Source organism: Amycolatopsis sp. 195334CR, assembly GCF_017309385.1.
GTDB lineage: Bacteria > Actinomycetota > Actinomycetes > Mycobacteriales > Pseudonocardiaceae > Amycolatopsis.
Genome location: NZ_JAFJMJ010000003.1, coordinates 550,745 through 576,488, shown reverse-complemented (window position 1 = coordinate 576,488; position 25,744 = coordinate 550,745). Strand labels below are relative to the sequence as shown.

The following is a 25,744-nucleotide window of genomic DNA, read 5'->3' as shown; positions in this document are numbered from 1 at the left end:
TCACGGGATGGTGAACTCGACGGTCTTGCTGTCCAGTACGTGGTGCGTCGGATCGGCGAGGTCGACGCGCACCTGGTGCGGGCCGGACGGCAGGCCCTGGATGATCAGTGGCTCCCCGCTGCCGTCGGCCCAGTGCCACGGCGCGCCGTCGACGGTCACGTGGATGTGGCCGACCCGCGGCGAGACGTCCAGCGCGGCCGGTCCGTAGACCGGCACGATCCGCAGGTTCTCCGCGCGGTAGCGGATCACCGCGAGGCCCTTGGCCAGCTGCTCGGGCAGTGGCGCGTCGGTGACCAGCGCGGGCGGCGGCTGCGATGGCAGCGGGACCACCGGCGCGGGTGGCCAGGACGGCTCGGTCGCCGGAACACCCGGTGGCGCGGCGGCGGTCGGGGCGCCGCCCGGGGCGACCGCCGCGCCGCCCGGGGTCGCAGGCGCGGCAGCCGGGGCAGTCGCTGCGGCAGCCGGGGTCGCGGGTGCGGCAGCCGCGGCAGTCGTGGCGGCAGCCGGGGCGGTGGGCGCGGCTTCGGCCGAGCACGCGGTCGCCAGGACGACCACGGCGGCGGAAGCCAGGACACGGGGCACGTTCGCGAAGAGGGACACGCGGCCAAGCTAGGTCGGCGGCGGCGGTCTCCGCGTCGGTCGGATGACGTCACCGGCGTACGTCACGCGCGGGGAAGTAATGTCGAAGATCGAGGAGGAGCACATGCCGCTGTTCGGCCGAGAACCCGAGCTGAAGGTGCTGTCCGAGCTGATCGACGAGCCCGGCAGCCGCGGTGGCGCCCTGCTCGTCGGCGAGCCGGGGATCGGGAAGTCCGCCCTGCTCGCCGAGGCGGTCTCGCTGGCGGCCGGGTTCCGCGTGCTCCGGACGACCGGCACGGCCGCCGAACGCGACTTCGCCTACGCCGGACTGCACCAGCTTCTCTACCCCGTCCGCGCGGGCGTCGACGACCTGCCGCCCGCCCAGCGCGAAGCCCTGCGGACCGCGCTCGGCCTCGCCGAAGCCGCCGAGCCCAGCCCCTACCTGGTCGGGCTGGCCGCGCTGACCCTGCTCGTCGACGCGGCGCCGTTGCTGATCGTCGCCGAGGACGTGCACTGGCTCGACCAGGCCAGCGCCGACGTCCTCGCCTTCGTGGCCCGCCGGATCGAAACCGAGCCCGTGGTGCTGCTCGCCGCCACCCGCGAAAGCGGACCGTTGCGGGACGCCGGGCTGCACCCGATGCCGCTCGACCGCCTGCCCGCCGAGAGCGCCGCCGAACTGCTCGACTCGACCGCCTTCGGCCTCGAACCCGAGGTGCGGGAGCGCCTGCTCGCCGAGGCCGCCGGGAATCCGCTGGCCCTCATCGAACTGCCCGCCGCGCTGGACCGCCTCGACCCGGTGCTGCCGCTGACTGACCGCCTGCACCGCGCGTTCGCCGCCCGGGTCGCCGAACTGCCGGACGAGACCCGGACCGCACTGCTGATCGCCGCGCTCGCCCAGAGCGACTCGGCCGCCGAGGTGCTCGCCGCCACCGCGCGCGTGCTCGGCACCACCGAGCCGGACGTCTTCGCGCCCGCGGTGGCGGCCCGGCTGATCGACCTCGGATCGGGCAAGGTGACCTTCCGGCACCCGCTGATGCGGTCGGCCATTCCCGCCGCTGCGACGCCCGCCGACCAGCGGCGCGCGCACCTCGCGCTGGCCGAGACGGACCAGGCCGACCGGCGGGCCTGGCACCGGGCCGCCGCGACCGCCGGACTCGACGAGGACGTGGCCGCGGAGCTGGCCGAAGCCGCCGATCGCGCGCTGAACCGGGGCGGAGTCGCCGCCGCGATCACCACGCTGGAACGGGCGGCGCGGCTCAGCGAGCGGCAGGACACCAAGGCCGGGCGCTTGCTGCGTGCCGCCGAACTCGCCGCCGAGTCCGGCCGCCGCGACACGGCCGGGCGGCTGGTGCGCGAGGCGCGGACCCTCGACCTCACGCCGCACCAGAGCGCCACGGCGAGCTGGCTGCCCAGCATCTTCGACGACGGTGTCCGCGAGGACAGCGCACGCGTCGCGGAACTGGCCGACCTCGCCGGAGCGGTCGCCGACCCGGATGCGGCGTCGCGGATCCTCTGGGGTGCCGCGATGCGCTGCTTCTGGGCGGAACCCGGGGAGAAGGCCCGCCACACGCTGCTGGAGGTGCTGGACCGGCTGCCCCTCGGCGACGACGATCCGCGCAAGGTCGCGATCGCCGCGTACGTGGCGCCGTTCGACCGAGCCGAGACTGTCCGGAATGGACTGCGCGCGGCAGCCGTCACCGACCCGGAAACCCTGCGGTACCTGGGCAGTGCGGCACTGCAGATCGGCGCGTTCGACGTGGCCGCGCGGTTCTCCGCCGAAGCGGCACCGGGCCTGCGCGCCCAGGGACGACTCGGCCTGCTGACGCGCGCGCTGGCCGTGCAGGCGTGGAGCCGGGTCCGGCTCGGGGACCTGATCACCGCGGCGCCGATCGCGGCCGAGGCGGTCAGGCTGGCGCAGGAGACCGGACAGCCGTTCATGGGCGGACTGGCCAAGGCCGTGCAGGCGGAGATCGCCGCGCTGCGGGGTGAGCACGAACAGGCCGGGAAGCTCGCGGACGAAGCCGAACGGGCGGGGCTCGCCGCGGGCGCGCGCCCGGTGCTGGCCACCGTCCAGCTCGCCCGCGGCGTCCTGGCGCTGAGCGAGGGCCGGTTCGACGACGCGTTCGCGCAGCTGAGCCGGGTGCTCGATCCGGCGGACCCCGCCTACCAGCTGGCCCTGCGCGCGTACTTCCTGCCCGAACTCACCGAGGCGGCCGTCCGATCCGGACAGACCGGCGCGATGCGGGACGTTCTGCGCACGTTGACCCCCTTCGCCGGAACCTCACCGGCTCTGGACATCGGCCTGCGGTACGCGCACGCCGTGCTGGAGTCCACAGAGGACGCGTTCACCGCGGCGCTGCGGGCGGACCTGGTCGGTTGGCCCGCCGAACGCGGTCGCCTGCACCTGGCCTTCGGCGAATGGCTGCGGCGGCAGCGCCGGGTCGTGGAGTCCCGCGCGCACCTGCGCACCGCCAGGGAGGCCTTCGACGCGCTGGGCATGGCGGCCTGGGGCGAGCGCGCCCGGCGGGAGTTGCGCAGCGCGGGGGAGTCCAGTCCGAACCGGGACCCGGACGCGCGCGAACGGCTGACCCCGCACGAGCTGAGCATCGCCCAGCTGGCGGCCACCGGCCTGACGAACCGGGAGATCGGGCAGCAGCTGTACCTGTCGCACCGGACCGTCGGCACCCACCTGCAGCGGATCTTCCCCAAGCTCGGGGTGAACTCCCGCACCGAACTGGCGAAGGCGCTCGGCGAGCGGTGACGTACGCCGGCAGCGTCACTCGACGGTCGCCGCGGGTGGCGCCGGCTGCCTAACGTCGCGGTCGTTTCCACCACGACGATCGCGCAGGGAGTTCCGGATGATCAGCAGGCGACGATTCACCCAGGTGCTGGCCGCGGGCGCGGCCGGGGTGGCGGCCGGTTCGCTGGCCGCGTGCTCGCCGGAGAAACCCGCCGCGGCGCCGGACCTGCGGGCGGGCGAGGGGAAGAACACCTCGCTCGGCCCGATCAAGCAGGTCACCGCCGGGGTGCTCAGCACGGCGTACGCCGAATTCGGGCCGGCCACCGGGACGCCGGTGGTGCTGGTGCACGGCTGGCCGTACGACGGGCACAGCTACGCCGACGTCGCGCCGCTGCTGGCCGCGCAGGGGTACCGGGTGCTCATCCCGTTCCTGCGGGGGTACGGCGCGACCCGGTTCCTGTCTGACGGCACCGTCCGCAATGGACAGCAGTCGGCCATCGCCGCCGACGTGGTCGCCTTCCTGGACGCACTGGGCATCGGCAAGGCGGTGCTCGGCGGCTTCGACTGGGGTGCGCGCACGGTCGCCATCATCGCCGCGCTGTGGCCGGAGCGCTGCAAGGCGCTGGTCTCGGTGAGCGGCTACATCATCACCAACCTCCAGGCGAACCAGCAGCCGCTGGCGCCCGCGGCCGAGCTGGGCTGGTGGTACCAGTACTACTTCGCCACCGAGCGCGGGGTGCTCGGGTACCGCCAGAACACGCGCGAGTTCAACAAGCTGATCTGGCAGCGAGCGTCTCCACAGTGGACATTCGACGACGCCACCTACGACCGGAGCGCGGCCGCCTTCGACAACCCCGACCACGTCGACATCGTCATCCACAACTACCGCTGGCGCCTCGGTCTCGCACCGGGCGAGGCGCAGTACGACGCCTACGAGCAGAAGCTCGCCACCGCGCCGTCGATCGCCGTACCCACCATCACGATCGGCAGCGACTTCGACGGCGCGGCGGCGGACGGGAAGCCCTACCGCGCCAAGTTCACCGGCAAGTACGAACACCGCGTCTTCGCCGGGATCGGGCACAACGTTCCGCAGGAGGCTCCCGAACCGTTCACCCAGGCCATCGTGGACGCGGACCGGCTCTAGGCGACCGTGGCGTCCAGCGAGACCTCCACGTTGCCCCGGGTCGCCTTCGAGTACGGGCAGATCTGGTGCGCGCCCCGCACCAGTTCGTCGGCGGTGGCCTGGTCGATGCCCGAGGCTTCCAGGTGCAGCGCGGCGCTGAGCTTGAACTCGCTCGCCTCGGTGTCGTGGTGGAGGGTGACCTCCGCGACGACCGCGAGGTCGCCGGGCCGCACCTGCTTCGCGGTCGCCACCCGGCGCACGGCCCCGACGAAGCAGGACGCCCAGCCCGCGGCGAACAACTGCTCCGGGTTCGTGCCGCCACCGGCGCCGCCGAGTGCCGCGGGCACGGCGAGGGTGACGTCGAGCGCGCCGTCGTCGGAGGTCGCGCGGCCGCCGTTGCGGCCCTCCGCGGTGGAGGTGGCGACGGCGGTGTAGGTGATCTCAGGCATCGCGTTTTCCTTATCGCTGTGGTGATTGCGGGAGAACGCTAGAACCGGCCGGACCACCTCCGAGACCGTCGGGTGACGTCACGGGCGTACGTCATCGGGGCCCAGCCGGATGGTGGTGCCGCCCCAGCGCGAGCGCAGCCACCGGTCGTGGCTGGCCACCACGATCGCACCGGGACCGCTGCCCAGCGCGTCCTCCAGTTCGTCGCACAGCGTGGGGGACAGGTGGTTCGTCGGCTCGTCGAGCAGCAGCAACTGCGGCTGGTCGGCCACCAGCAACGCCAGCGCGAGCCGCCGCCGTTGGCCGGCCGACAGCGCGCCGACGGGCTTGCCGAGATCCCGCCTGCCCAGCAGGCCCAGCGATACGAGCGGCACCGCGTCCGGGCCGAGCACCGACCGGTAGATCGCCCGCGCGCTGAGGTCGGGCCGGTCGAATTCGGTGTCCTGGCTCAGCAACCCGATCCGCAACCCCTCCTGGCGGCGAACCCCGGCCACCTCGACGTGCCCGGCCAGCACGGCCAGCAGTGTCGACTTACCGGCACCGTTGGCCCCGGTGACGAGCAGCCGTTCGGTGGCCGTCACCTCGAGGCGATCAACAGACAGGCGTCCGGGCAGGTGCACTTCGCGCAACGCCACCAGCACCTCGCCCGGCGCCTGCTCGGCCAGCGCACCGGGCTGGAACCGCAGCGGCGGCGGGGGTGGCGGAACCCGCCGCCGTTCCAGCTCCTCCAGCCGGCGGGTGGTGTTGCGCACCCGGCGCGAGATCTGGTTCTGCACCCGGCCCGCCGTGTGCCCGTACCCCATCTTCTCGTTGTCCCGCTTGACGCCGTGGTGCGCCACCTGGTGCGTGGTCAGGCCCAGTGCGTCGCGCAGCTCGGCGATCTCCTCCTGCTCCTCGGCGAACCGGCGTTCCCAGCGCTGCCGTTCCGCGTGCTTCTCGGCCAGGTAGGCGCTGTAGTTGCCGCCGTACCGCGTCGGGCCGTCCACCGCGGGGTCGAGGTCGAGCACGTCGGTGCACACCGCGTCGAGGAACGCGCGGTCGTGGCTGGCCACCACCACCGTGCCCGGCAGCCCGCGGAGCTGTTCTTCCAGGTACGCCGCCGCGTCGTCGTCGAGGTGGTTCGTCGGTTCGTCGAGCAGCAGCGCGGACGGGCGGCGCACCAGCAGCGCGGCCAGCGCCAGCCGCCCGCGCTGCCCGCCGGACAGCGACGCGAGCGTGCGATGGTGCTCGACCGCGCCGAGCCCGAGCCCGGCCAGCACGATCTCGGCGCGCCGGTCGGCGTCCCAGACGTCGTGCCGCTGTGCGTATTCCAGGAGCTCGGCGTACTCGTCGAGCCGGTCGGGATCGTCGAGCGCGGCGCCCAGCTTGTCCAATGAGGACAGCGTCGTACGGGCGTCGGCCAGTGCGTCGTCGAGCACGTCGGTCACCTTTGCCGTGCCGTCGAACGGCATTTCCTGGTGCAGGTAGCCGAGATCCGCCGGCCGGGTGACCGTGCCGCGCTCGGGTTCGTCCACTCCGGACAGCAGGCGCAGCAGGGTCGACTTCCCGGCGCCGTTCTCGCCGATCAACCCGATCCGGTGCCCGGGAGCCGCGGTCAGCGAGACGCCGTCGAGCACCCGGCGGCCGCCGAAGCCGCGCACGAGCTCGCGGGCCACCAGGGCGCTCACGCTTCGGCCAGCCGTCCGCCTTCCAGCCGCAGCCTTCGTTGTATGCCGATGTTCGCCAGGAACCGCTCGTCGTGGCTGACCACCACGAACGCGCCTTCGTAGGCGTTGAGCGCGTTCTCCAGCTGCCCGGCGCTGACCAGGTCGAGGTTGTTGGTCGGCTCGTCGAGCAGGAGCAGCTGCGGTGCCGGTTCGGCGAACAGCACGCAGGCCAGCGTGGCGCGCAGCCGTTCGCCACCGGAGAGCACACCGACCGGCAACTGCGTCCTCGCACCGCGGAACAGGAAGCGTGCCAACAGGTTCATCCGATCCGCGGGCAGCATCGCCGGCGCGGCGTCGGCGAGGTTCTCGGCCACCGTGCGTTCGGGGTCGAGCAGGTCGAGGCGCTGCGAAAGGTAGGCGATCCGGCCGTCGGACCGGCGCACCTCACCGCTCTCCGGTTCGAGTTCGCCCTGCACGATCCGCAGGAGCGTGGACTTCCCGCTGCCGTTGGCACCGGTCAGCGAGATCCGCTCGGGCCCGCGGATGGCCAGGTCGGCCCCATCCCCGGCGAACAGCTCCCGCACTCGAAGCCGTTGACCGAGGAACAGCGTGCGCCCGGCGGGCACGGCCGTCTGCGGCAGGTGCAGCGCGATCTTCTGGTCCTCGCGCAGCGAACGCTCGGCCTGGTCCAGTTTGGCCTTGGCCGCGTCGAGCCGGGCGCCGTGCGTGCCGTCGGCCTTGCCCGCCGACTCCTGCGCGTTGCGCTTCATGGTCCCGGCGAAGATCTTCGGCAGCCCGGCGTTGCCGAGATTGCGCGAGGCGTTGCTGGCCCGGCGCGCCGCCCGTTCGCGTGCCTGCTGCATCTCCCGCTTCTCGCGTTTGACCTCCTGCTCGGCGTTGCGGATGTTCTTCTCCGCGACCTCGCGCGCGGCCTGCACCGCCTGCTCGTACTCGGTGAAATTGCCGCCGTAGAACCGGATTTCGCCGCGGTCGAGTTCGGCGATGCGGTCCATCCGGTCGAGCAGCTCGCGGTCGTGGCTGACCACCAGCAGGCAGCCGGTCCAGTCGGCGAGCACGTCGTAGAGCTGGTGGCGCGCGTCGAGGTCGAGGTTGTTGGTGGGCTCGTCGAGCAGCAGCACGTCGGGCCGCTTCAGCAGTTGTGCGGCCAGGCCGAGCGAGACGATCTGCCCGCCGCTGAGCGTGTCGAGGCGGCGGTCGAGCGCGAGCCCGCCGAGACCGAGCCGGGCCAGCTGGGCGCGCGTGCGTTCTTCGACGTCCCAGTCGGTGCCGATGGTGGTGAAGTGCGCCTCGTCGGCGTCCCCGGCTTCGATGGCCTCCAGTGCCCGCAGCACAGGGGCGATCCCCAGCACCTCGGCCACGCTCAGATCCTGCGTCAGCGGCAGGTCCTGCGGGAGGTACCCGAGCACGCCGTCCACCGAGACCGAGCCGGACGCGGGCGTCAGCGCACCGGCGACGAGTTTGAGCAAAGTGGACTTCCCGGCGCCGTTCGGCGCGACCAGCCCGGTGCGGCCGCCGGGCAGCGAGAAGGAGAGCTGGTCGAAGACGGGGGTGTCGTCGGGCCAGGAGAAGGACAGGTTGGTGCAGACGACAGCGGCGTCGGACATGTCGAGACCTCAGGAAAGTGTGCGGGGACGACCCCGAAAAGTGTGTGGTGGACGACAAAAACCGGCCACGACGGCGAAGGCTGGGTTCAGCCTGCCGGTGGCCTGGCAGCTCCGGGCTCACCCGGAGATGTCGTCTTCACCTGCCACGTCAACGCTCCTGGATCTGGGGACTCCCTTCGACCATAGCAAAGTCAGACGGTCCGGAGGGACCAGGGCAGGCCGTCGCAGTCGGCCCACGCGTCCCCGCGGGGGAGCGCGCACTCCTGCCTGGCCTCCGGCGCGAGCAGGCCGAGCAGGGTGTCCGGCGAGTTCGACGCGATCACCCGGCCGAAGCCGTTGACCAGCGCCGAGCGTGGCGCGGTGGCGTCGAGCACCGGCAGCATCGACTGCTCGAAGTCGGTCGCGCGGATGTCGGCCGCGGCCACGCCGAGGAACCGCTCACCCGATCGGATCGGCTCGGCGAAGGTGAGGATGTACTCGTCGGTGCCCGCGTAGTCGACGTACGGGCCGACGACCACGCGCCGCCCGGTGCGCCGGGGCGCGGAGAACCACTCGGTCGAGGTGTACTCGTACCCGGCCACGCTGTGCGGGTCGAGATCCACCGACAGCGGGCACGGTTCGGACGAGCCCAGCGGCAGGCGCAGCCATTCGAGCCAGCGCGGTTCGTCGGCCAGCAGTTCGGGCGCCATGATCACGCCGGTGCCGGCCAGCGCCGGGCCGGGGCCGCGCAGGTGGGCCAGGATGGCCGGGCGCAGCGCGGCGAGATCGGTGGTGCTCGGCGCGCGCCCCTCGGCGCCCGCCCGTTCGTAGAGCGCGACCACCTGCGCGGCCAGCGCGCCGATCCCGGCGAAAACCTCGTTCAACAGGGCTTCGACCCGCGCGGTGGCCACGCGGTCGTCCAGGTCCCGCGCGTGGGCCACGGCGCCTCCAGAACACGTGCTCGCCAGTGAGTGGTCCCAGGGTAAGGCCTCAGCGCTGGGCGAGCTGCAGGTGGAATTCGATGAGCCGGGCGATCCCGTGCTCGATGTGGGATTCGGTGGCCGCACGGGCGCGCTCGCCGTCACCGGCTTCGATCGCGGCGAGGATCTCGCGGTGCTGCGCCACGGCTTCGTCCAGCTGCACCGCCTCGCCGAGCGGGATCCACAGCAGTTCGCCGATCTCGCCCTGCAGGTCGATCTCCTGGCGGGTGAGCCTGGTCGACTGGGCCGCGGCCGCGATCTCGATGTGGAACCGGCCGTCGGCCCGCCGTCTTTCGCCGACCGTGGCCGCCGCGGCGAGCTGGTCGATCAGCCCGCGCAGCCGGTCGAGGTGGTCGGCGGAGGCGCGTTCGGCGGCCAGCCTGGCCGCGGTCCCGGCCACCGCGAGGTGCTGGTCGCCGATCTCGCGCAGCTCGTGCACGCCGGTCTCGCGCAGCAGCTTGCGCAGGCGCGCGGTGGAAGCGTCGGCCGGGGCGCGGACGAAGCTGCCGCCGCCGCGGCCGCGCCGCGTTTCGAGCAGGCCCTGCTGCCGCAGGGAGGACAGCGCCTCGCGCAGGGTCACCGTGGACACGTTGAGCGCGCCGGCCAGTTCGGTCTCGCTCGGCAGCTGCTCGCCGTCGGTGATCAGGCCGAGGCCGATCGCCTCGCTGATCCGCCTGCCGACCACGTCCACCCGGCCGCCGTCGGCCAGCGGCGCGAAGATCACGTGCCGCGGAGTGCCCGACTCCCCGCGTTCGCTCACCGGCAGTCCTCCCGTTCTCGGTAGCCCAGTTCCGGGCCCGCAGCCTAACCGGGGACCGCCGGGTACCCCTTGCGCGTTGAACTATGAAGTCATATGTTTTTAGCCTAGCGTGACCGCGCTCACAGCGAAACCCGTGCACCGACCTGACCCGGGAGGCCGCTCCATGACCGAAGCCCCGGACCACCACCACTCACCGGTGACCGTCGAATTCCTGTCCGACTGGCGCAACGCCAGCTACAACTGCTTCTCCTCGGGCCACAAGTTCTGCCGCGAGGTCTGCCCCGTGATGCAGGTGACCCGCAACGAGTCGTGGACGCCGACGGCCTTCCACGCCAACGTCGTCGCGATGGAGAAGGGCGAACTGACCGTCTCCGACGTGGCCGAGGACTACGTCAACTGCACCCAGTGCGGTGCCTGCGAACTGCGCTGCCCCAACACCCTGTTCACCGGCGACTTCTACCGCTTCCGCACCCGGACGGTCGACCTGGTCAAGCAGATGCGCGCGCTGGCCGTGGACAACGGCGTGCACCAGCCCGGTTACCAGCGCTGGAACCAGCTCACCGACGAGCGCACGCACGAGCCGGTGCTCGGCGAGGTGCCGGTGAGCCAGGACCACGTGCGCGACTGGTCGTCCGGGCTGGACCTGCCGATCGGTGGCGAGACCATTCTGTTCGTCGACTGCGAGGCGGCCTTCTACCGCACTTCGGTCCCGCGTGCGGTGGCGCAGATCCTGCAGCGCGCCGGCGTGGAGTTCGGCCTGATGCGCGAGCAGTGGTGCTGCGGCGGGCCCGCCGCCGAAATGGGCTACCGCGACCAGGCCAAGCGGTTCGCCGAGCACAACCTGGCCGACTGGCGGGCCTCCGGGGTCAAGCGCGTGCTGGTGCTCGACCCGCACGACTACATCACCTTCACCGAGGACTACCCGGCCTACTTCGGCGACGACTACGAGATCGAGATCGTGCTGGTGGTCGAACTGCTGGCGAAGTTGATCGCCGAGGGCAGGCTCACCCCGGAGATCCCGATCGAGCACACGATCACCTACCACGACCCGTGCCGGCTCAACAAGCGCAAGGGCGTCTGGCGGGAACCCCGCGAGATCCTGCGGTCGATCCCCGGGCTGACCTTCAACGACGTCGACCGCGTGACGCAGTGGTCCTACTGCTCCGGCGGCGGTGGCGGGCTCCCGGTGGAGAAACCGGAACTCACCGCGAAGATCAGCGAGAACCGGCTGGCGAAGGCGGCCGAGCTGGAGGTCGACACGCTGGTGTCGGCCTGCCCGTGGTCCGAGCGCCCGCTGTCCGCCGCGGGCGAGGCCCACGCCATCGACGTGGTCGACATCCACGAACTGCTCGCCGAATCACTCGGCATCGAGGTCGGGGGGAGCCGGGGAGCATGACCATCGCACCGGAACTCTCCGGCCGCGTGCTCACCGAACTGGCCGGCGCGATCGGCGGCGAGCACGTGCTGACCTCGAAGACCGCGCGCTACAACCGGGCCAGGGTGCCCGCGCCGTTCCCGGTGCACCGGTGGCCGGAACGCGTGCCGGACCTGGTGGTGCTGCCCGGATCCACCGAGGAGGTGGCCGAGGTGGTGCGCATTGCCAACGCGCACCGCATCCCGATCGTGCCCCGTGACGGCGGCACCGGCCTGACCGACGGCGCGGTGCCCGAACGCCGCGGCATCGTGGTGGACGTCAAGCGCCTCAACCAGATCAAGGAGATCGATCTGGAGAACCGGACCTGCACGGTGGGCACCGGCATCAACGCGCTCAAGCTGAACGAGGTGCTGGCCAAGCACGGGCTGATCTACCCGGACGATCCGGCCTCCTACCCGTGCTCGCTGGTCGGCGGCCGGATCGGCACCAGCGGCTGGTCGCTGGTCGGCTCGCGGTACGGGCATTCGCGGGACCTGGTGCTCAGCTTCGACTTCGTGCTGCCCACCGGCAAGGTGATCCACCTCGGCGACGGCGGTGGCCGGAAGGTGTCCAAGAGCTCCAGCGGGTACCAGCTCAAGCACCTGTTCATGGGGCACCAGGGCACGCTCGGCATCGCCACCGAGGCGACGCTGAAGCTGTTCCCCAAGCCGGAGGCGGAACTCTCGCCGTTCTGGTCCTTTCCGGACTACGACAGCGCGTACCGCTGCGTCGGGCAACTCGCGCGCGCCGGGGTGGCCACCTTCGCCGGCGCTGTCCTCTTTGATGAGTGGAAAGTGGACTATCTCCGCCGCGACGACGAGGCGTACATCCCGCAACCGGCGGACGTGCGCGCGCTGGTGTGCGCGGTGGCCTACGGCAACGAGGACGAGGTCCGCGCGGGTGGCAAACGTTTGCTGCGCATCGCCAGGGATGCGGGCGCGCGTTATCTCGGCGACGAGATCTCCCAAGGCGACTGGGCCGCGCGGCACGACCGCTACGCCACCCCGTTGCACGGACGGACCCGCTCCGGTCAGGTCGCGCCGATGAGCTGGCACTGCGAGGACGCGGCGATCAACTACACCGAACTGGCCGGGGTCCGGGTCGAGTGGCACGCCATCGTCGAGCGCCTCCGCGCCCGCTTCGACGTGTTCGACGACTGGGGGATGTTCTTCTACACCAGCGCGAACACCGGCGTGGACTACCTCACCGAGATCGACATCGGCATCTGGGAACAGGAACTCGACGACGAGGCGTGGGCGGCCTGGGTGGACGCCAAGCGGGAGATCGCCGCGGTGGCGTTGCGCGCGGGTGGCTCGATCAGCGCCTGCCACGGTTCCTGCCGCGAGGGCGAGGTCGACCTGGTGCCGCTCGAACTCGGCGGCGGTTACGACGTGATGCTGGACGTGAAACGCGCGGTCGACCCCAACAACATCATGAACCCCGGCAAGTACGGGCTCCAGCGAGCTTACGAACAGGGGGTCCGAGCATGACCGGCTACCGGTACGACGAGGAGCACACGCCGCCCCCGGCCCGGCAGGTCACCGACGTCGCGGTGGAACGGTTCGAGCACCTCTTCGAGGTCGACCCGAAGCTGATGGCGGATCACGTCCAGCAGCAGGAGTTCCCGAACTGGGACACCCTGCGCATCGCCGCCGGGCGGACCGACCACCTGGAGTGGATGCACCGGCACTGGGCGGAGAAAACCCTGTCGGCCCAGGAACTGCTCGACGAACTGGACCGCGAGCGATGACCAGCACGACCACCGACCCGGACGGCGAACGGCTGACCGCGCTGGGGTACACCTCGGAGTTCCGGCGGGACATGAGCCTGTGGGCGAACTTTTCGCTCGGCTTCACCTACCTGTCGCCGGTGGTCGGCATCTACACGCTGTTCGCCGTCTCACTGGCCGCCGGTGGCCCGCCGATGATCTGGAGCCTGCTGGTGGTCGGGCTCGGGCAGCTGCTGGTGGCGCTGGTGTTCGGCGAGATCGTCTCGCAGTACCCGCTGGCCGGTGGGCTGTACCCGTGGGCGCGGCGGCTGTGGGGCCGCAAGTGGGCGTGGCTGACCGGCTGGGTGTACGCCATCGCGTTGCTGGTGACCATCGCGAGCGTGACCTACGGCGCCGGGCCGTACCTGGCCGCGCTGCTCGGGCTCGAAGCGTCCACCACCTCGACGATCGTCTGCGCGCTGGTGATGATCGGGCTCGCCACACTGATCAACGTCGGCGGCACCAGGGCGCTCGCGCTGGCCGCGATCATCGGGTTCAGCACGGAGATCATCGGCGCGCTCGCGGTCGGTGGCTGGCTGCTGCTCACCGAACGGCACCACGGGCTCGGCGTGTTGTTCGACGGTTTCGGGGCGGCGCCGGAAGGTTCGTACCTCGCGGCGTTCCTGGCCGCGAGCCTGATCGGCATCTTCCAGTACTACGGCTTCGAAGCCTGCGGGGACGTCGCCGAGGAGGTGCCGGACGCGAGCAGGCGGATCCCCAAGGCGATGCGGATGACCATCTACGTCGGTGGGGCCGCGGCCACCTTCGTCTGCCTGGCGCTGGTGCTGTCGGTGCCGGACTTCGGCGCGGTGATCTCCGGTGCCGACCCCGATCCGGTGTCCACCGTGCTCGGTACCGCCTTCGGTGACTGGGGTTCGCGCGTGGTGCTCGGGATCGTGCTGATCTCGTTCCTGTCGTGCGCGCTGAGCCTGCAGGCCGCGGCGAGCAGGCTGGTCTACTCCTACGCCAGGGACGGCATGCTGCCAGGGAGCCGCGTGCTGGCGGCGTTCTCGCGGGCGCGTGGCGTGCCGCCGGCGGCGCTGGTGCTGGCCGCGGTCGTCCCGGCGGTGGTGGTGCTCGGTTCCGGGATCTCGGAGGACGCCACCACGAAGATCATCTCGTTCGCCGTGCTGGGCATCTACCTCGGTTTCCAGTTGGTGGTGCTGGCCGCGTTGCGCGCCAGGCTGAAGGGGTGGCGGCCGTCCGGGCCGTTCACGCTCGGCCGCTGGGGCCTTCCGGTGACCGTCGCGGCACTGGTCTACGGCGTGGCCGCGATGGTCAACATGGTGTGGCCGCGCACGCCGGAAGCCCCTTGGTACGACAACTACCTGACCCTGCTGTCCGGGGTCGTCGTGGTCGGCGCCGGTCTGCTGGTGCTCGTGCTGCTGCGGCCCCACCGGAACTCCGGCGCCGTCGCCGGTGACGCGATTGGAGTGAAGACGCATGACCCGCACCGTGCGCAACTTCGTCGGCGGGCAGTACACCGACGCGCTGAGCGGCCGGACCGCCGAACTGGTGGACCCGGCCACCGGCGAGGTGTTCGCCGAGGCGCCGGTCTCCGGCCCGGAGGACGTGGACCGGGCGCTCACCGCGGCCGCGGAGGCGTTCACCACCTGGCGCGAGTCGACGCCGGGGGAGCGGCAGCTGGCGCTGTCCCGGTTCGCCGACGCGATCGAGAACCGCGCCGACGAACTGCTCGCGCTGGAATGCGAGAACACCGGGAAACCGCTGGAGCTGACGCGGTCCGAGGAACTGCCGATGCTGCTGGACCAGCTGCGGTTCTTCGCCGGGGCCGCGCGGGTCCTGGAGGGCAAGTCGGCGGGGGAGTACCTGGCGGGGCACACCTCGTGGATCCGCCGGGAGCCGATCGGCGTGTGCGCGCAGGTGACGCCGTGGAACTACCCGGCGCTGATGGCGTTGTGGAAGTTCGCGCCCGCGCTCGCCGCCGGGAACACGGTGGTGCTCAAGCCTTCCGACACCACCCCGGTGAGCACGGCGTTCCTGGCCGAACTGGCCGCGGAGTTCCTGCCGCCCGGTGTGTTCAACGTGGTGTGCGGTGACCGGGAGACCGGCGCTTCCCTGGTCTCGCACCGGATCCCGGCGATGGCGTCGATCACCGGCAGCGTGCGCGCGGGCCGGGAGGTGGCTTCCGCCGCGGCCGCCGACCTCAAGCGCGTCCACCTCGAACTCGGCGGCAAGGCACCGGTGATCGTGTTCGACGACGCCGACGTGGCCGCCGCGGCCCAGGCCATCGCCGAGGCCGGGTTCTTCAACGCCGGTCAGGACTGCACCGCCGCCAGCCGGGTGCTCGCCGGGCCCGGGGTGCACGACGACTTCGTCGCGGCGCTGGCCGAGCAGGCCGCCGGAACCACCACCGGCACCGGCGATGACGCGGTCTACGGCCCGCTCAACAACGCCAACCAGCTGGACCGGGTCTCCGGGTTCGTCGACCGCCTGCCGGATCACGCCCGGGTGGACCACGGCGGCGCGAGGGCCGGTGCCACCGGCTACTTCTACCGCCCCACCGTGGTTTCCGGCCTGCGCCAGGACGACGAGGCGGTGCAGCAGGAGATCTTCGGGCCGGTGATCACCGTGCAGCGGTTCGGTGACGAGGCCGAGGCGCTGCGCTGGGCCAACGACGTCGAGTACGGGCTGGCGTCCTCGGTGTGGACGAAGGACCACGGCCGGGCGCTGCGCATGTCGAAGGGGCTGGACTTCGGCTGCGTGTGGATCAACACGCACATCCCGCTGGTGGCCGAGATGCCGCACGGCGGGTTCAAGCATTCGGGCTATGGCAAGGATCTGTCGATGTACGGGCTGGAGGACTACACCAGGGTCAAGCACGTCATGTCCACTTTGGACGTCTGATAGGGAGAGAGGATCATGCGCTTCAGCTACGTGATGTTGCCCGACTACCCGCTCGGCGACACGATCGAGTCGATCAAGCTCGCCGACGAGCTGGGGTTCCACGCCTGCTACGCGGCCGACGAGACCTGGCACAAGGACCTGTGGCTGCTGTTCGCGGCGGCGGCCGACAAGACGAAGAACATCCGGTTCGGCCCCAGCCTGTCGGCGGTGACCCTGCGCGAGCCGTCGCTGATCGCACAGGCCACCGCCACGCTGGACGAGCTGACCGGCGGCCGGGCCGAGTGCGTGCTGGGCTCGGGCAACTTCGGCCTGCTCGCGCAGTACGGCATCGACTGGGTCAAGACCAAACCGCTGACCCGGATGAAGGAGGCGCACCACGCCGTGCGCACCCTGCTCGACGAGGGCGCCATCACCTACGACGGCGAGTTCTACTCGTACCACGGCCTGTTCACCTTCGCCCGGCCGGTGCAGGAACGGGTGCCGGTGAAGCTGGGCGCCATGCGCGGCCCGAAGTCGTTCCAGGTGGCGGGCGAGATCTCCGACGGCGTGCACCACGCGCTGAGCTACACGAAGCGGGCGTACGAGTACATGGTGGAGAACGTGCGCATCGGCGCCGAACGCGCCGGGCGGGACGTCAACACCTTGGACCTCGGCGCGTGGATCGTCTTCGCCACCGGCCCCGATTCGAAGGCGGCGAAGGACGCCGCGCGGGCGATGGTCGGGCTGTACGCGTCGTCGATGCCGGTGGAGCAGCTGGAACGCAACAACGTCGACCCGGCCGAGCTGACCGACATCATCGCCGCGGTGGGGGAGGGGCGGGTCGATCGCGCGTACGAGCTGACCTCGCCGGAACTGGCCGACCGGCTGTCGGTGGCGGGCACGCCGGCGGAGTGCGTGGAGAAGATCAAGTCGGAGATCACCTCGGCCGGGGTGAACCACCTGATCCTGGCGATCACCGACGCCGCGCTGGTGAAGGCCTTCTCCGGCCTGGAGATGCCGGGTGTGGCGTCCATGCGGGACCAGCTCCGCCTCATCCACGACGAGGTGATGCCGCAGTTCGCCTGACTCCCGTAACCGCGGGTCCACCCGGCCGAGCTTGTATAGACACCTTCCGGTGCGAGGGTGCTGGAATGATCACCACCTCCGTTCGCTACGCCCGCTGGAACGGCGCCGACCGGCCCTTCGACGTCGTCGAGACCGGGGTGCCGCGGACACCGGGCCCCGGCGAGGCGCTGGTCCGGGTGGACCTCGCGACGGTCTGCGGGAGCGACGTCCACACCGTGTCGGGCGCGCGGCCGTCGCCGGTGCCCGGCGTGCTGGGGCACGAGCAGGTCGGCACGGTGGTCGCGGTCGGCGAGCCCGCGCCCCGGCTGCTCGACGGGACGCCGGTCGAGACGGGCGCCCGGGTGGTCTGGTCGGTCACCGCCTCGTGCGGTGACTGCGACCGCTGCGCGCGGGACCTGCCCCAGAAGTGCCGTCGCCTGACCAAGTACGGGCACCAGGAACTGCGCCCCGAGCGGCCGCTGACCGGCGGGTTCGCCTCGCACTGCCTGCTCGTCCCCGGCACCACGATCGTCGAGGTCCCCGAGGAGATCCCCGACGTCGTGGCGGCCCCGGCGTCCTGCGCCACGGCCACGGTCGCGGCGGCGCTCAGGGCAGCACGGGATCTCCGGGGCGCACGGGTGCTGATCACCGGCGCGGGCATGCTCGGCGTGACGGCCGTGGCGATGGCCGCGCACCAGGGCGCGCACGTGGTCGCCGTCGACCCGCACCAGGACCGGCGCGACCGGGCGCTGCGGTTCGGCGCCGCCGAAGCCACGGAGAAGCCCACCGGCGAGTTCGACGTGGCGATCGAGCTGTCCGGCGCACACCAGGCCGTCACCACTTGTCTGGACACCTTGGCCGTCGGGGGCATCGCCGTGCTCGCCGGTTCGGTTTTCCCCGGCCCCGCGATCCCCGTCGAGCCCGAACTCCTGGTCCGCGGGCTGCACACGATCACCGGGGTGCACAACTACCGGCCGGACGACCTCCAGACCGCGGTCGACTTCCTGGCCGCGCACCACCGCGACCACCCCTTCGCGGAACTCGTGCACGGCCGGTACGGACTCGACCAGCTCGACGCCGCCTTCACCGCCGCCCGCGCCGGGGAAGCCGCGCGGCAGGCCGTCACCCCCTGACCGATCGCCAGCGATTGCTATGAGTGGGGCATTACTTGCATTCAACGCTAGTAATGCCCCACTCATAGCAATCGGCGGGGCGAGGGGTGCCGTCAGAGCCGGTTGGCCGTGGGGCGTGAACTGCGCGTGTTGGTGACGGTGACCGTGGCGAGGTCGGGGCGGTAGCGATCCTCCGACCACTCCAGCGGGGTTCCGGCGGAGTCCGCGGTCATCCGCCGTTCCCGCAACAGGGGCGCGCCTTCGGGCACTTCGAGCAGTTCCGCGTCGAGCGCGTCGGCGGCCACCGCGTCGAAGGTGTGCCGCGCGCTGTGCAGGTCGACCCCGCGCGCCAGCAGCAGCGCGTAGATCGAGCCCGCGTTCAGATCGGCCTCCAGCAGGGGCCGCCCGACCGGCTCGGTGTAGTTCATCCGCTCCAGCATGGCCGGGCGGCCGTCCAGCAGGCGGAGCCGGACCAGTTGCACCACATGGGTTTCCGGTTCCACGCCGAGTGCCGCGGCGATGGCCGGTTCCGGACGGCGCAGGGCGATCTCGTGCAGCCGCTGCCCCGGCACGTGCCCGGTCAGCTCGGCCCGCCGGGTGAACGACAGGAAGGTTTCGAACGGCTGCGCCGGCACGGCGTCCAGCACCACGGCCCGCTTGCCCTGCCCGCCGCCGATCAGCCCCTCCTCGCGCAACGCCGACAGCGCCTGCCGGACCGGCCCGCGGGAAGCGCCGAACTCCAGGCACAGCTGCGCTTCCGAGGGCAGCGAATCCCCGACGGCCAGCTCACCCTCGCGGATGCGGCGGCGGAGTTCGGCGGCGAGCGTCCGGTGCAGGGGGGCCATGATCGCCAGCTTACCCAGCATGACTGGACAAGTGCACCCAGCAACTCCGAGTACGGCGGGAAATCCGCAGGTGAACACTGCATGACTTGTCAATACAGGTCGTTGACCGCCGACCGGCGGGCCTGCGACGGTCGGGGCACACCCCCAGCAGATCCCCCTGGAGCCCGCCGTGTTCATCCGCCGTGGAGCGCTTGTCGCGCTCACCTGCCTCAGCCTCGTGGCCACCGCCTGCGGGGCACCGGAAACCTCGTCCGCGTCACCGTCCTGTCCGGACGGTCGCATCCGGTTCGGCGTCGAACCGTTCGAAGACCCCGCCCGGCTCACCCCGGCCGCCAAGGTGCTCGCCGACTCGCTGTCGACCGCGTTGTCCTGCCCGGTCGAGCTGACCGTTACCGAGGACTACTCGGCCGAGGTGCTCGCGATGGAGAACGGCAAGCTCGACGTCGGCATCTTCGGCCCGCTCGGGTACGTGTTCGCGCACCGCCGCGCCAAGGCCGAGGCGGTCGCCTCCTTCGGTGACGCCACCGGGAAGCTGTCCAGCTACACCGCCGCGATCTGGGTACCGGCGAACTCGCCGATCACCACGGTGGCGCAGTTGCGCGGCCACTCGCTCGCGCTGTCCTCGGCCGGGTCCACCTCCGGTGACGCGCTGCCCCGGCAGGCGCTGGCCGACGCCGGCGTGGCCGAGGCCGACGTCCGGATCGACTACGCCGGCGGGCACCCCGAAGCGCTGCTGGCGCTGGCCAACGGCAAGGTGGACGCTGCGGAGATCAACTCCCAGCAGGAGAGCAGCGCGATCGGCGCGGGCACGTTCGACCCGGCGGGCTTCCGCAAGGTCTGGCAGTCGGCGCCGATCCCGAACGACCCGGTCACCGTGCGCGGGGACCTCGACCCGGCCACCAAGACCGCCATCCGCGACGCCCTGCTCGGCCTGCCGCCCGCCGCGATCGGCGAAATCGGCGCGCTGCTCGACGTCTCCCCGCCGGGGCCGCTGGTCCCGGTCGACCAGAGCACCTACCAGCCGCTGTTCGAGCTGGCCGACAAGCTCGGCCTGACCGAGGACGACGCCTGATGCTCGCGCTGTCCGGGATCTCCGTGTCCTTCGGCGAGCGCCAGGTGCTGCACGACGCCGGGGTCACCGTCGCCGAGGGCGAACTGCTGGCCGTGCTGGGTGCCAACGGCTCCGGCAAGTCCACCCTGCTGCGAGCGGCCGCCGGGCTCGTCCCGCACACCGGCTCGGTCACCGTGGCCGGTCGCGACCGCGGCCGCCTCGACGTGGCGCTGATCTTCCAGCAGATCCACCTGGTGCGGCGGCGCAGCGTGCTCGACAACGTGTGCGCCGGTGCGCTCGGCCGCCTGTCGCTGCGGGATTCGCTGGTACCCGCGCTGTTCCCGCGCGCGGTCAAGGAGGAGGCGATGGCCTGCCTCGACCGGGTCGGCCTCGCCGATCGGGCGCACGACCGCGCGGGCAGCCTTTCCGGCGGCCAGCAGCAGCGGGTCGCCGTCGCGCGGGCGCTGTGCCAGCGGTCCCGGGTGCTGCTCGCCGACGAACCGGTGTCCGCTTTGGACCCGGCCGCCGCCGAACAGGTGCTGGCCCTGCTCGCCGAACTCGCGCACGACGAACGCCTCGCCGTGCTGGCCGTCCTGCACCAGCCGGACCTCGCCGCCCGGCACGCCGACCGGATCGTCGGGCTGCGCGACGGGCACGTGGTGCTCGACGGCGACCCCGGCCAGCCGGTCGGCTCCCTCTACCCGTACCCGGTTCTGGAGACCACCTCATGACCACCACCGAAGCGGTCCGGCGGCTGCCGATACCGCCCAAACCCCGCCGCCCGCGCGTGCTGTTCGGCGTGGGCACGCTCGTCACCGTGCTGGTCGTCGTGCACGTGATCGCCTGGGACGCCACGGAGTTCTCACCCGCCGCGCTCGCCGAAGGCTGGGAAGGCATGGCCGGGTTCCTCGGCGAGGCGATCCCGCCGGACCTGAGCTGGGAGGTGCTCGGGCCGTCGCTCGAAGGCGCGCTGGTCACCCTGTGGATCGGCCTGCTCGGCACCACGCTGTCCGTACCGTTCGCGCTGGTGCTGGCCCTGCTGGCGGCGCGCGGCACCACCCCGTCGGGCTGGATCTACCAGGCCGCGCGCTCGCTGCTGTCGTTCCTGCGGGCGGTGCCGGAGGTGGTGTTCGCGCTGATCTTCGTCACCGCGGTCGGGCTCGGGCCGTTCCCCGGGGTGCTGGCGCTGGTGTTCCACAACGTCGGCGTGATGGGCAAGCTCTGGGCCGAGGCGCTGGAGGACGCGGACCCCGGCCCGGCGCTCGCCGTCCGGTCGACCGGCGCGAGCCGCACGCAGGTGGCCACGCACGCGCTGCTGCCGCTGGTCACCCCGCAGCTGTTCGGGCTGCTGCTCTACCGGTTCGACGTGAACGTGCGGTCGTCGCTGGTGCTCGGCCTGGTCGGGGCGGGCGGTATCGGATTCCTGATCAACCAGTCGATCAAGTTGTTCCGCTTCGACCGGATGCTCACGCACATCCTGGTGGTGCTGGTGCTGATCGTGCTGGTCGACCAGCTGTCCGCGCTCGTCCGGCGCCGGCTGGGGAGTGGCTCGTGATCAAGCTCGCCGCCCTCGACATCGCCGGGACCACGGTCGCCGAGGACAACCACGTCTACCGCGTGCTCGCCGAAGTGGTGGCCGCGCACGGGAAACCCGCCGCCGAAGCCGACATCCGCCGCTGGATGGGGGCGGACAAGCGGGAGGCGCTGGCCGCGCTCACCGGAGACCCCTCGGCCGTGGAAGACCTGCACGACCGCTTCGTCACCAGCCTGCGCGCCGCCTACGAGCAGCACCCGCCACGGCCGATTCCCGGTGTGCCGCAAGCGATCGCGGAACTCCGGGAGTCGGGTGTGCGGGTGGTGCTGACCACCGGCTTCGACCGGCAGATCACCGATCCGCTGCTGGCCGCGATCGGCTGGCGGTCCGGGGTGGAGGTCGACGCGGTGGTCTGCGCGGTGGAAGCGGGCGGCGGGCGCCCGCTGCCGAACATGATCCACCGCGCGATGGACCTCACCGGCGTCACCGACCCCGGCGAGGTGCTCGCCGCCGGGGACACCGCGCTGGACGTCCAGGCGGGGCGGGCCGCCCGCGCCGCGATGGTGGTGGGGGTGCTCAGCGGGGCGCAGACCGAGGCCGAACTGGCCGCCGAGCACCCCACCCACATCGTCGCCGACGTGACGCGGTTACCGCTGTTCGAGTAGGTCCTCGATGGTGATCGGCAGGTGGCGCGCCCGGATGCCGGTGGCGTTGTAGATCGCGTTGGCCACCGCCGCCGCCATGCCGACCGTGCCGATCTCACCGAGGCCCCGGGCACCCACCGCGTTGTGCAGGGTGTCCGGGTACTCGACGAAGTGCACGTCCACCTCGGAGATGTCCGCGTTCACCGGCAGCAGGTAGCCGGCGAAGTCGCCGTTGGCCAGCCGTCCGCTGGCCTCGATCTCCAGACCTTCGTGCAGGGCCGCCGAAACACCCCAGATCATGCCGCCGATGATCTGGCTGCGGGCCGCCTTCCGGTTGATGATCCGGCCGGCGTCGAACACGCCGAGCATGCGCGAAACGCGGGCTTCCCGCGTCCACTCGTGCACCCGGACTTCGCAGAACTGGGCCCCGAACGAGCTGAACGAGTGCTTGGTCAGCTCCTCGCCGGGCGCCGAGGAACCGGTGACCTCCAGCGAAGTGCGGCCGGTGGCGCGCAGCACCTCGCCGAAGGTCATGCTCCGGCCGCCGCCGTGCACGCGGCCGTCGGCGTAGGTGACTTCCGCGCCATCGAACGGTTTCGCGGCCAGTGCGAGCAGTTCGTCGATCGCGTTGGTGGCGGCGACCATGATCGCCGTCCCGGCGCTCGCGGTGGCCGTCGAACCACCGGACAGGCCACCCGAGGGCAGCGAGGAGTCCCCGAGCTTCGGCACGATCCGCTCCGGCGGGATGTCCAGCGATTCCCCGCCGATCAGCGAAAGCACCGTCAGCAGGCCGGTGCCGGGGTCCGCGCCACTGGTGGCGACCACGGCCGTTTCGTCCTCGCGCAGGGTGATCCCCACCGTGGCGGGGAAGCGCAGCGCGGGGAACAACGCGGAGGCCACGCCCATGCCGACGAGCCAGTCACCGTCGCGGTGGCCGCCCGGCTTCCGGTTCGCCCAGCCGAACCGCTCGGCCCCGGCGCGGAAGCACTCGTCGAGGTGCTTGCTCGACCACTGCAGGTCCTTGCCGGCCGGCGCGGTGGAGTTGTTGCGCAGCCGCAGTTCGATCGGGTCCATGTCCAGCGCGACGGCCAGTTCGTCCATCGCGCTCTCCAGCGCGAACGAGCCCGGCGCCTCACCGGGGGCGCGCATGAAGGTGGTCGACGGCACGTTCAGCGGCACGACCTTCTGGGTGAGCGCCAGGTTCTGCGTGGCGTAGTACTCGCGCGAGGTGCCGTGCGAGGTGGGCTCCACAAAGGACCGGGCGAGGTCGGTGGTGCACCACGAATCGTGGCGCAGCGCGATCAGCGTGCCGGAGCGGTCCGCGCCGAGCTTGAGCTTCTGCACGGTCGCGGCACGGCCCGCGGTCGCGGTGAACACCTGCTCCCTGGTCAGCGCGGCCTTGATCGGCCGGTCCAGCGCCCTGGACGCGGCCGCGGCGAGGAAGGCGGGCGCGGAGGTCCGGCCCTTCCCGCCGAAGGCCCCGCCGACGTACGGGTTCAGCGCGTGCACCGACGAGGGTTCCAGGCCCAGCGCGCTGGCCAGCTCCACCGCCTGCAGGTCGCTCGCCTGGTTTCCACTGTGGATGGTCAGCTCACCGGATTCCCAGTAGGCGACCGCGGAATGCGGTTCCATCGCGGCGTGGTTCTGGGTGGCGGTGTGGTAGGTGGCCTCGACCACCACCGGGCTCGCCGCGAAGGCGTCGTCGATGGACTCGACGCCCTCGGCGAGGATGTCGAGGGTGGCCGGCGAGCCGTCCCTGGCCGCCGGGGCGTCCTCGGCGGTGGCCAGGCCCTCCTCCAGCGAGGTCCGCGCGGGCCGTTCGCGGTAGCTGACCTCGACCAGCATGGCCGCGTCCCTGGCCTGCTCGAAGGTTTCCGCCACCACGAAGCCGATCGCCTGCCCGTAGTAGGTGACCTCGGTGTCCTGCATCGGCACCCAGGTCTCACCGAAGAGCGGGCTGCTGGCGGTTTTCAGCCCCAGTTGGTCGAACGGCGAGTACACGGCGAGCACACCGGGCGCGCTCTTCGCCGCGGTGACGTCCATGGCCTCGATCTCGCCGTGCGCGATGGTGCTGAGCACGACGTAGCCGTAGGCCATGCCGGGCACGTTGTGGTCGACGCCGTACTTGGCCCGGCCGGTGACCTTCGCCGGCCCGTCCAGCCTGCTGGTCATCAGCGGCTCCCCTCGGTCAGTTCACGCAGGGCGCGGACGATGGTCCGGCGCAGCAGGGCGGGCTTGAACTTGTTGCCGGACAACGGCCGGGCCCCCTCGGCCGCCACCGAAGCGGCCGCCTCGAAGGCTTCCGTGGTCACCGGCGCGCCGACCAGCGCGGCCTCGACCGCGGGCAGCCGCCAGGGCACCGTGCCCACGCCGCCGGCCGCGATCCGGGCCCCGGCGATGCGGGAGTCCTGGATGTCCAGCGCGACCGCGGCCGAGCACAGCGCGAACTCGTAGGACTGCCGGTCGCGCACCTTCACGTAGGTGGAGTGGGCGGCCCAGTCCAGCTTCGGCACGACCACCTCGGTGATCAGCTCACCGGGGCGCAGGTCGTGCTCCTGCTCGGGCGTCTCACCCGGCAGCTGGTAGAAGTCGGCGAGCTTCACGGTCCGGGTGCCGGCGTCGCTGACCAGCTTGAGTTCCGCGTCCAGTGCGACCAGTGCGACCGCCACGTCGCTGGCGTGGGTGGCCACGCACGAGTCGCTCGTGCCGAGCACGGCGTGCATCCGGTTGGCGCCCTCGATGGCGGGACAGCCGCTGCCCGGGTTCCGCTTGTTGCACGGCGTGGCCACGTCGCGGAAGTACGTGCAGCGGGTGCGCTGCATCAGGTTGCCGCCGATGCTGGCCATGTTCCGGATCTGCTGCGACGCGCTCAGCAGCAGGGCGCGGGAGATCATCGGGTAGACGCCTGGGTGCGCGGCGATGTCGCTCATCCGCTCCAGCGCGCCGACGCGCAGCCCGTCGCCGGTGTCGATGCCGTGCAACGGGACCTGGTTGATGTCCAGCACGCGGCGCGGGGTCAGCACCTCCAGCTTCATCAGGTCGACCAGGGTGGTGCCACCGGCCAGGAAGGTGCCGTCCGCGCCGGCGGCTTCGTCCACAGTGGAGGGTGCGGTCAGCTCAAACGGTCGCATCGGCGCTCCTCGCCTGGTTGATCGCGGCGACGATGTTCGGGTAGGCCGAGCACCGGCACAGGTTGCCGGACATGAACTCGCGCACGTCGTCGACCCGCTGCTCGACCGCGGCCACCGCGGACATCACCTGGCCGGAGGTGCAGAACCCGCACTGCAGCGCGTCCTGGTCGACGAACGCCCGCTGCACCGGGTGCAGTTCGTCCCCTGTGGACAGTGCTTCGACGGTGGTCACCGGACGGCGCACGGTGGCGGCCAGGGTGAGGCAGGCGAGCACGGGGCGGCCGTCGACGTGCACGGTGCAGGCCCCGCACTGGCCGCGGTCGCAGCCCTTCTTCGGGCCGGTCAGGTCGAGCCGTTCGCGCAGCGCGTCGAGCAGGGTCACCCCCGGCTCGACGCTGAGGTGCTCGGTGCGGCCGTTGACTTCGAGGGAGAGGTCCAACTGAATCTCTTTCCG

22 protein-coding genes and 1 pseudogene are annotated in these 25,744 nt (G+C 71.8%); 13 read left to right on the top strand and 10 right to left on the bottom strand.

What is annotated here, in order from left to right:
• Positions 1-600, bottom strand: a complete 600-nt coding sequence (locus tag JYK18_RS47825; RefSeq protein ID WP_307796267.1) for a DUF6130 family protein — start codon at positions 598-600, stop codon at positions 1-3.
• A gap of 103 nt (positions 601-703) precedes the next feature.
• Here JYK18_RS47825 and JYK18_RS39730 point away from each other — a divergent pair, with 103 nt between their 5' ends.
• Complete coding sequence (locus tag JYK18_RS39730; RefSeq protein ID WP_206809965.1) at positions 704-3,340, top strand: AAA family ATPase; 2,637 nt, start codon at positions 704-706, stop codon at positions 3,338-3,340.
• 97 nt (positions 3,341-3,437) lie between these two features.
• The gene (locus JYK18_RS39725; protein ID WP_206809025.1) at positions 3,438-4,463 is read left to right on the top strand and encodes an alpha/beta fold hydrolase; all 1,026 of its coding nucleotides are present in this window, start codon (positions 3,438-3,440) and stop codon (positions 4,461-4,463) included.
• Here JYK18_RS39725 and JYK18_RS39720 read toward each other — a convergent pair.
• The 5 genes from JYK18_RS39720 to JYK18_RS39700 form a co-directional block, all read right to left on the bottom strand.
• Complete coding sequence (locus JYK18_RS39720; protein WP_206809023.1) at positions 4,460-4,891, bottom strand: Ohr family peroxiredoxin; 432 nt, start codon at positions 4,889-4,891, stop codon at positions 4,460-4,462. The two genes, JYK18_RS39725 and JYK18_RS39720, sit on opposite strands and share 4 nt — an antisense overlap.
• Positions 4,892-4,969: 78 nt before the next feature.
• Positions 4,970-6,556, bottom strand: a complete 1,587-nt coding sequence (locus JYK18_RS39715) for an ABC-F family ATP-binding cassette domain-containing protein (RefSeq protein WP_206809021.1) — start codon at positions 6,554-6,556, stop codon at positions 4,970-4,972.
• Positions 6,553-8,160, bottom strand: coding sequence for an ABC-F family ATP-binding cassette domain-containing protein (locus JYK18_RS39710; protein WP_206809020.1), 1,608 nt, complete (start codon positions 8,158-8,160; stop codon positions 6,553-6,555). Before JYK18_RS39710 ends, JYK18_RS39715 begins: the two co-directional genes overlap by 4 nt.
• Positions 8,161-8,351: 191 nt before the next feature.
• Positions 8,352-9,080, bottom strand: a complete 729-nt coding sequence (locus JYK18_RS39705) for a cache domain-containing protein (RefSeq protein ID WP_206809019.1) — start codon at positions 9,078-9,080, stop codon at positions 8,352-8,354.
• 49 nt (positions 9,081-9,129) lie between these two features.
• Positions 9,130-9,879 carry an FCD domain-containing protein gene (locus tag JYK18_RS39700; RefSeq protein WP_307796266.1) on the bottom strand — a complete coding sequence of 250 codons (750 nt, stop codon included), beginning with the start codon at positions 9,877-9,879 and terminating at the stop codon, positions 9,130-9,132.
• A 163-nt stretch (positions 9,880-10,042) separates the two neighbouring features.
• Between JYK18_RS39700 and JYK18_RS39695 the strand changes: the two genes are divergently transcribed.
• The 7 genes and pseudogenes from JYK18_RS39695 (at position 10,043) to JYK18_RS39665 (ending at position 18,106) form a co-directional block, all read left to right on the top strand.
• The gene (locus JYK18_RS39695) at positions 10,043-11,275 is read left to right on the top strand and encodes a (Fe-S)-binding protein (RefSeq protein ID WP_206809018.1); all 1,233 of its coding nucleotides are present in this window, start codon (positions 10,043-10,045) and stop codon (positions 11,273-11,275) included.
• Positions 11,272-12,783 (top strand): FAD-binding oxidoreductase, encoded by a 1,512-nt coding sequence (locus JYK18_RS39690; protein ID WP_206809017.1) that lies wholly within the window; start codon positions 11,272-11,274, stop codon positions 12,781-12,783. Before JYK18_RS39695 ends, JYK18_RS39690 begins: the two co-directional genes overlap by 4 nt.
• On the top strand, positions 12,780-13,043 hold the full coding sequence (locus JYK18_RS39685) for a hypothetical protein (RefSeq protein WP_206809016.1): 264 nt from the start codon (positions 12,780-12,782) through the stop codon (positions 13,041-13,043). Before JYK18_RS39690 ends, JYK18_RS39685 begins: the two co-directional genes overlap by 4 nt.
• Positions 13,040-14,386: pseudogene (locus JYK18_RS39680) on the top strand (APC family permease); the annotation flags it as partial. The gene JYK18_RS39685 and the pseudogene JYK18_RS39680, both read left to right, overlap by 4 nt.
• Positions 14,387-14,504: 118 nt before the next feature.
• Entirely contained in the window at positions 14,505-15,929 is a 1,425-nt protein-coding gene (locus JYK18_RS39675; protein ID WP_206809015.1) for a gamma-aminobutyraldehyde dehydrogenase, read from the top strand.
• A 15-nt stretch (positions 15,930-15,944) separates the two neighbouring features.
• Entirely contained in the window at positions 15,945-16,994 is a 1,050-nt protein-coding gene (locus JYK18_RS39670) for an LLM class flavin-dependent oxidoreductase (RefSeq protein ID WP_206809013.1), read from the top strand.
• 65 nt (positions 16,995-17,059) lie between these two features.
• Positions 17,060-18,106, top strand: a complete 1,047-nt coding sequence (locus JYK18_RS39665) for a zinc-binding dehydrogenase (RefSeq protein ID WP_206809012.1) — start codon at positions 17,060-17,062, stop codon at positions 18,104-18,106.
• A 92-nt stretch (positions 18,107-18,198) separates the two neighbouring features.
• Here the strand turns inward: JYK18_RS39665 and JYK18_RS39660 are convergent, their stop codons facing one another.
• The gene (locus tag JYK18_RS39660; protein WP_206809011.1) at positions 18,199-18,930 is read right to left on the bottom strand and encodes a GntR family transcriptional regulator; all 732 of its coding nucleotides are present in this window, start codon (positions 18,928-18,930) and stop codon (positions 18,199-18,201) included.
• Positions 18,931-19,099: 169 nt separating this feature from the next.
• Between JYK18_RS39660 and JYK18_RS39655 the strand changes: the two genes are divergently transcribed.
• Genes JYK18_RS39655 through JYK18_RS39640 form a run of 4 tightly spaced genes read left to right on the top strand, consistent with a single transcriptional unit; the run spans position 19,100 to position 22,180 of the window.
• Positions 19,100-20,002, top strand: a complete 903-nt coding sequence (locus JYK18_RS39655) for a phosphate/phosphite/phosphonate ABC transporter substrate-binding protein (protein ID WP_307796265.1) — start codon at positions 19,100-19,102, stop codon at positions 20,000-20,002.
• Positions 20,002-20,712, top strand: a complete 711-nt coding sequence (locus JYK18_RS39650; protein WP_206809010.1) for a phosphonate ABC transporter ATP-binding protein — start codon at positions 20,002-20,004, stop codon at positions 20,710-20,712. Before JYK18_RS39655 ends, JYK18_RS39650 begins: the two co-directional genes overlap by 1 nt.
• Positions 20,709-21,536, top strand: coding sequence for a phosphonate ABC transporter, permease protein PhnE (gene phnE / locus JYK18_RS39645; protein WP_206809009.1), 828 nt, complete (start codon positions 20,709-20,711; stop codon positions 21,534-21,536). The genes JYK18_RS39650 and phnE overlap by 4 nt, the downstream gene beginning before the upstream one ends.
• On the top strand, positions 21,533-22,180 hold the full coding sequence (locus JYK18_RS39640) for a phosphonatase-like hydrolase (protein WP_206809008.1): 648 nt from the start codon (positions 21,533-21,535) through the stop codon (positions 22,178-22,180). The genes phnE and JYK18_RS39640 overlap by 4 nt, the downstream gene beginning before the upstream one ends.
• Here the strand turns inward: JYK18_RS39640 and JYK18_RS39635 are convergent.
• The 3 genes from JYK18_RS39635 to JYK18_RS39625 are packed head-to-tail and all read right to left on the bottom strand — an operon-like array spanning position 22,163 to position 25,729.
• Complete coding sequence (locus tag JYK18_RS39635; RefSeq protein WP_206809007.1) at positions 22,163-24,331, bottom strand: xanthine dehydrogenase family protein molybdopterin-binding subunit; 2,169 nt, start codon at positions 24,329-24,331, stop codon at positions 22,163-22,165. The two genes, JYK18_RS39640 and JYK18_RS39635, sit on opposite strands and share 18 nt — an antisense overlap.
• The gene (locus JYK18_RS39630) at positions 24,331-25,290 is read right to left on the bottom strand and encodes a xanthine dehydrogenase family protein subunit M (protein WP_206809006.1); all 960 of its coding nucleotides are present in this window, start codon (positions 25,288-25,290) and stop codon (positions 24,331-24,333) included. Before JYK18_RS39630 ends, JYK18_RS39635 begins: the two co-directional genes overlap by 1 nt.
• The gene (locus JYK18_RS39625) at positions 25,277-25,729 is read right to left on the bottom strand and encodes a (2Fe-2S)-binding protein (protein ID WP_206809005.1); all 453 of its coding nucleotides are present in this window, start codon (positions 25,727-25,729) and stop codon (positions 25,277-25,279) included. The genes JYK18_RS39630 and JYK18_RS39625 overlap by 14 nt, the downstream gene beginning before the upstream one ends.
• Positions 25,730-25,744 lie beyond the last annotated feature (15 nt).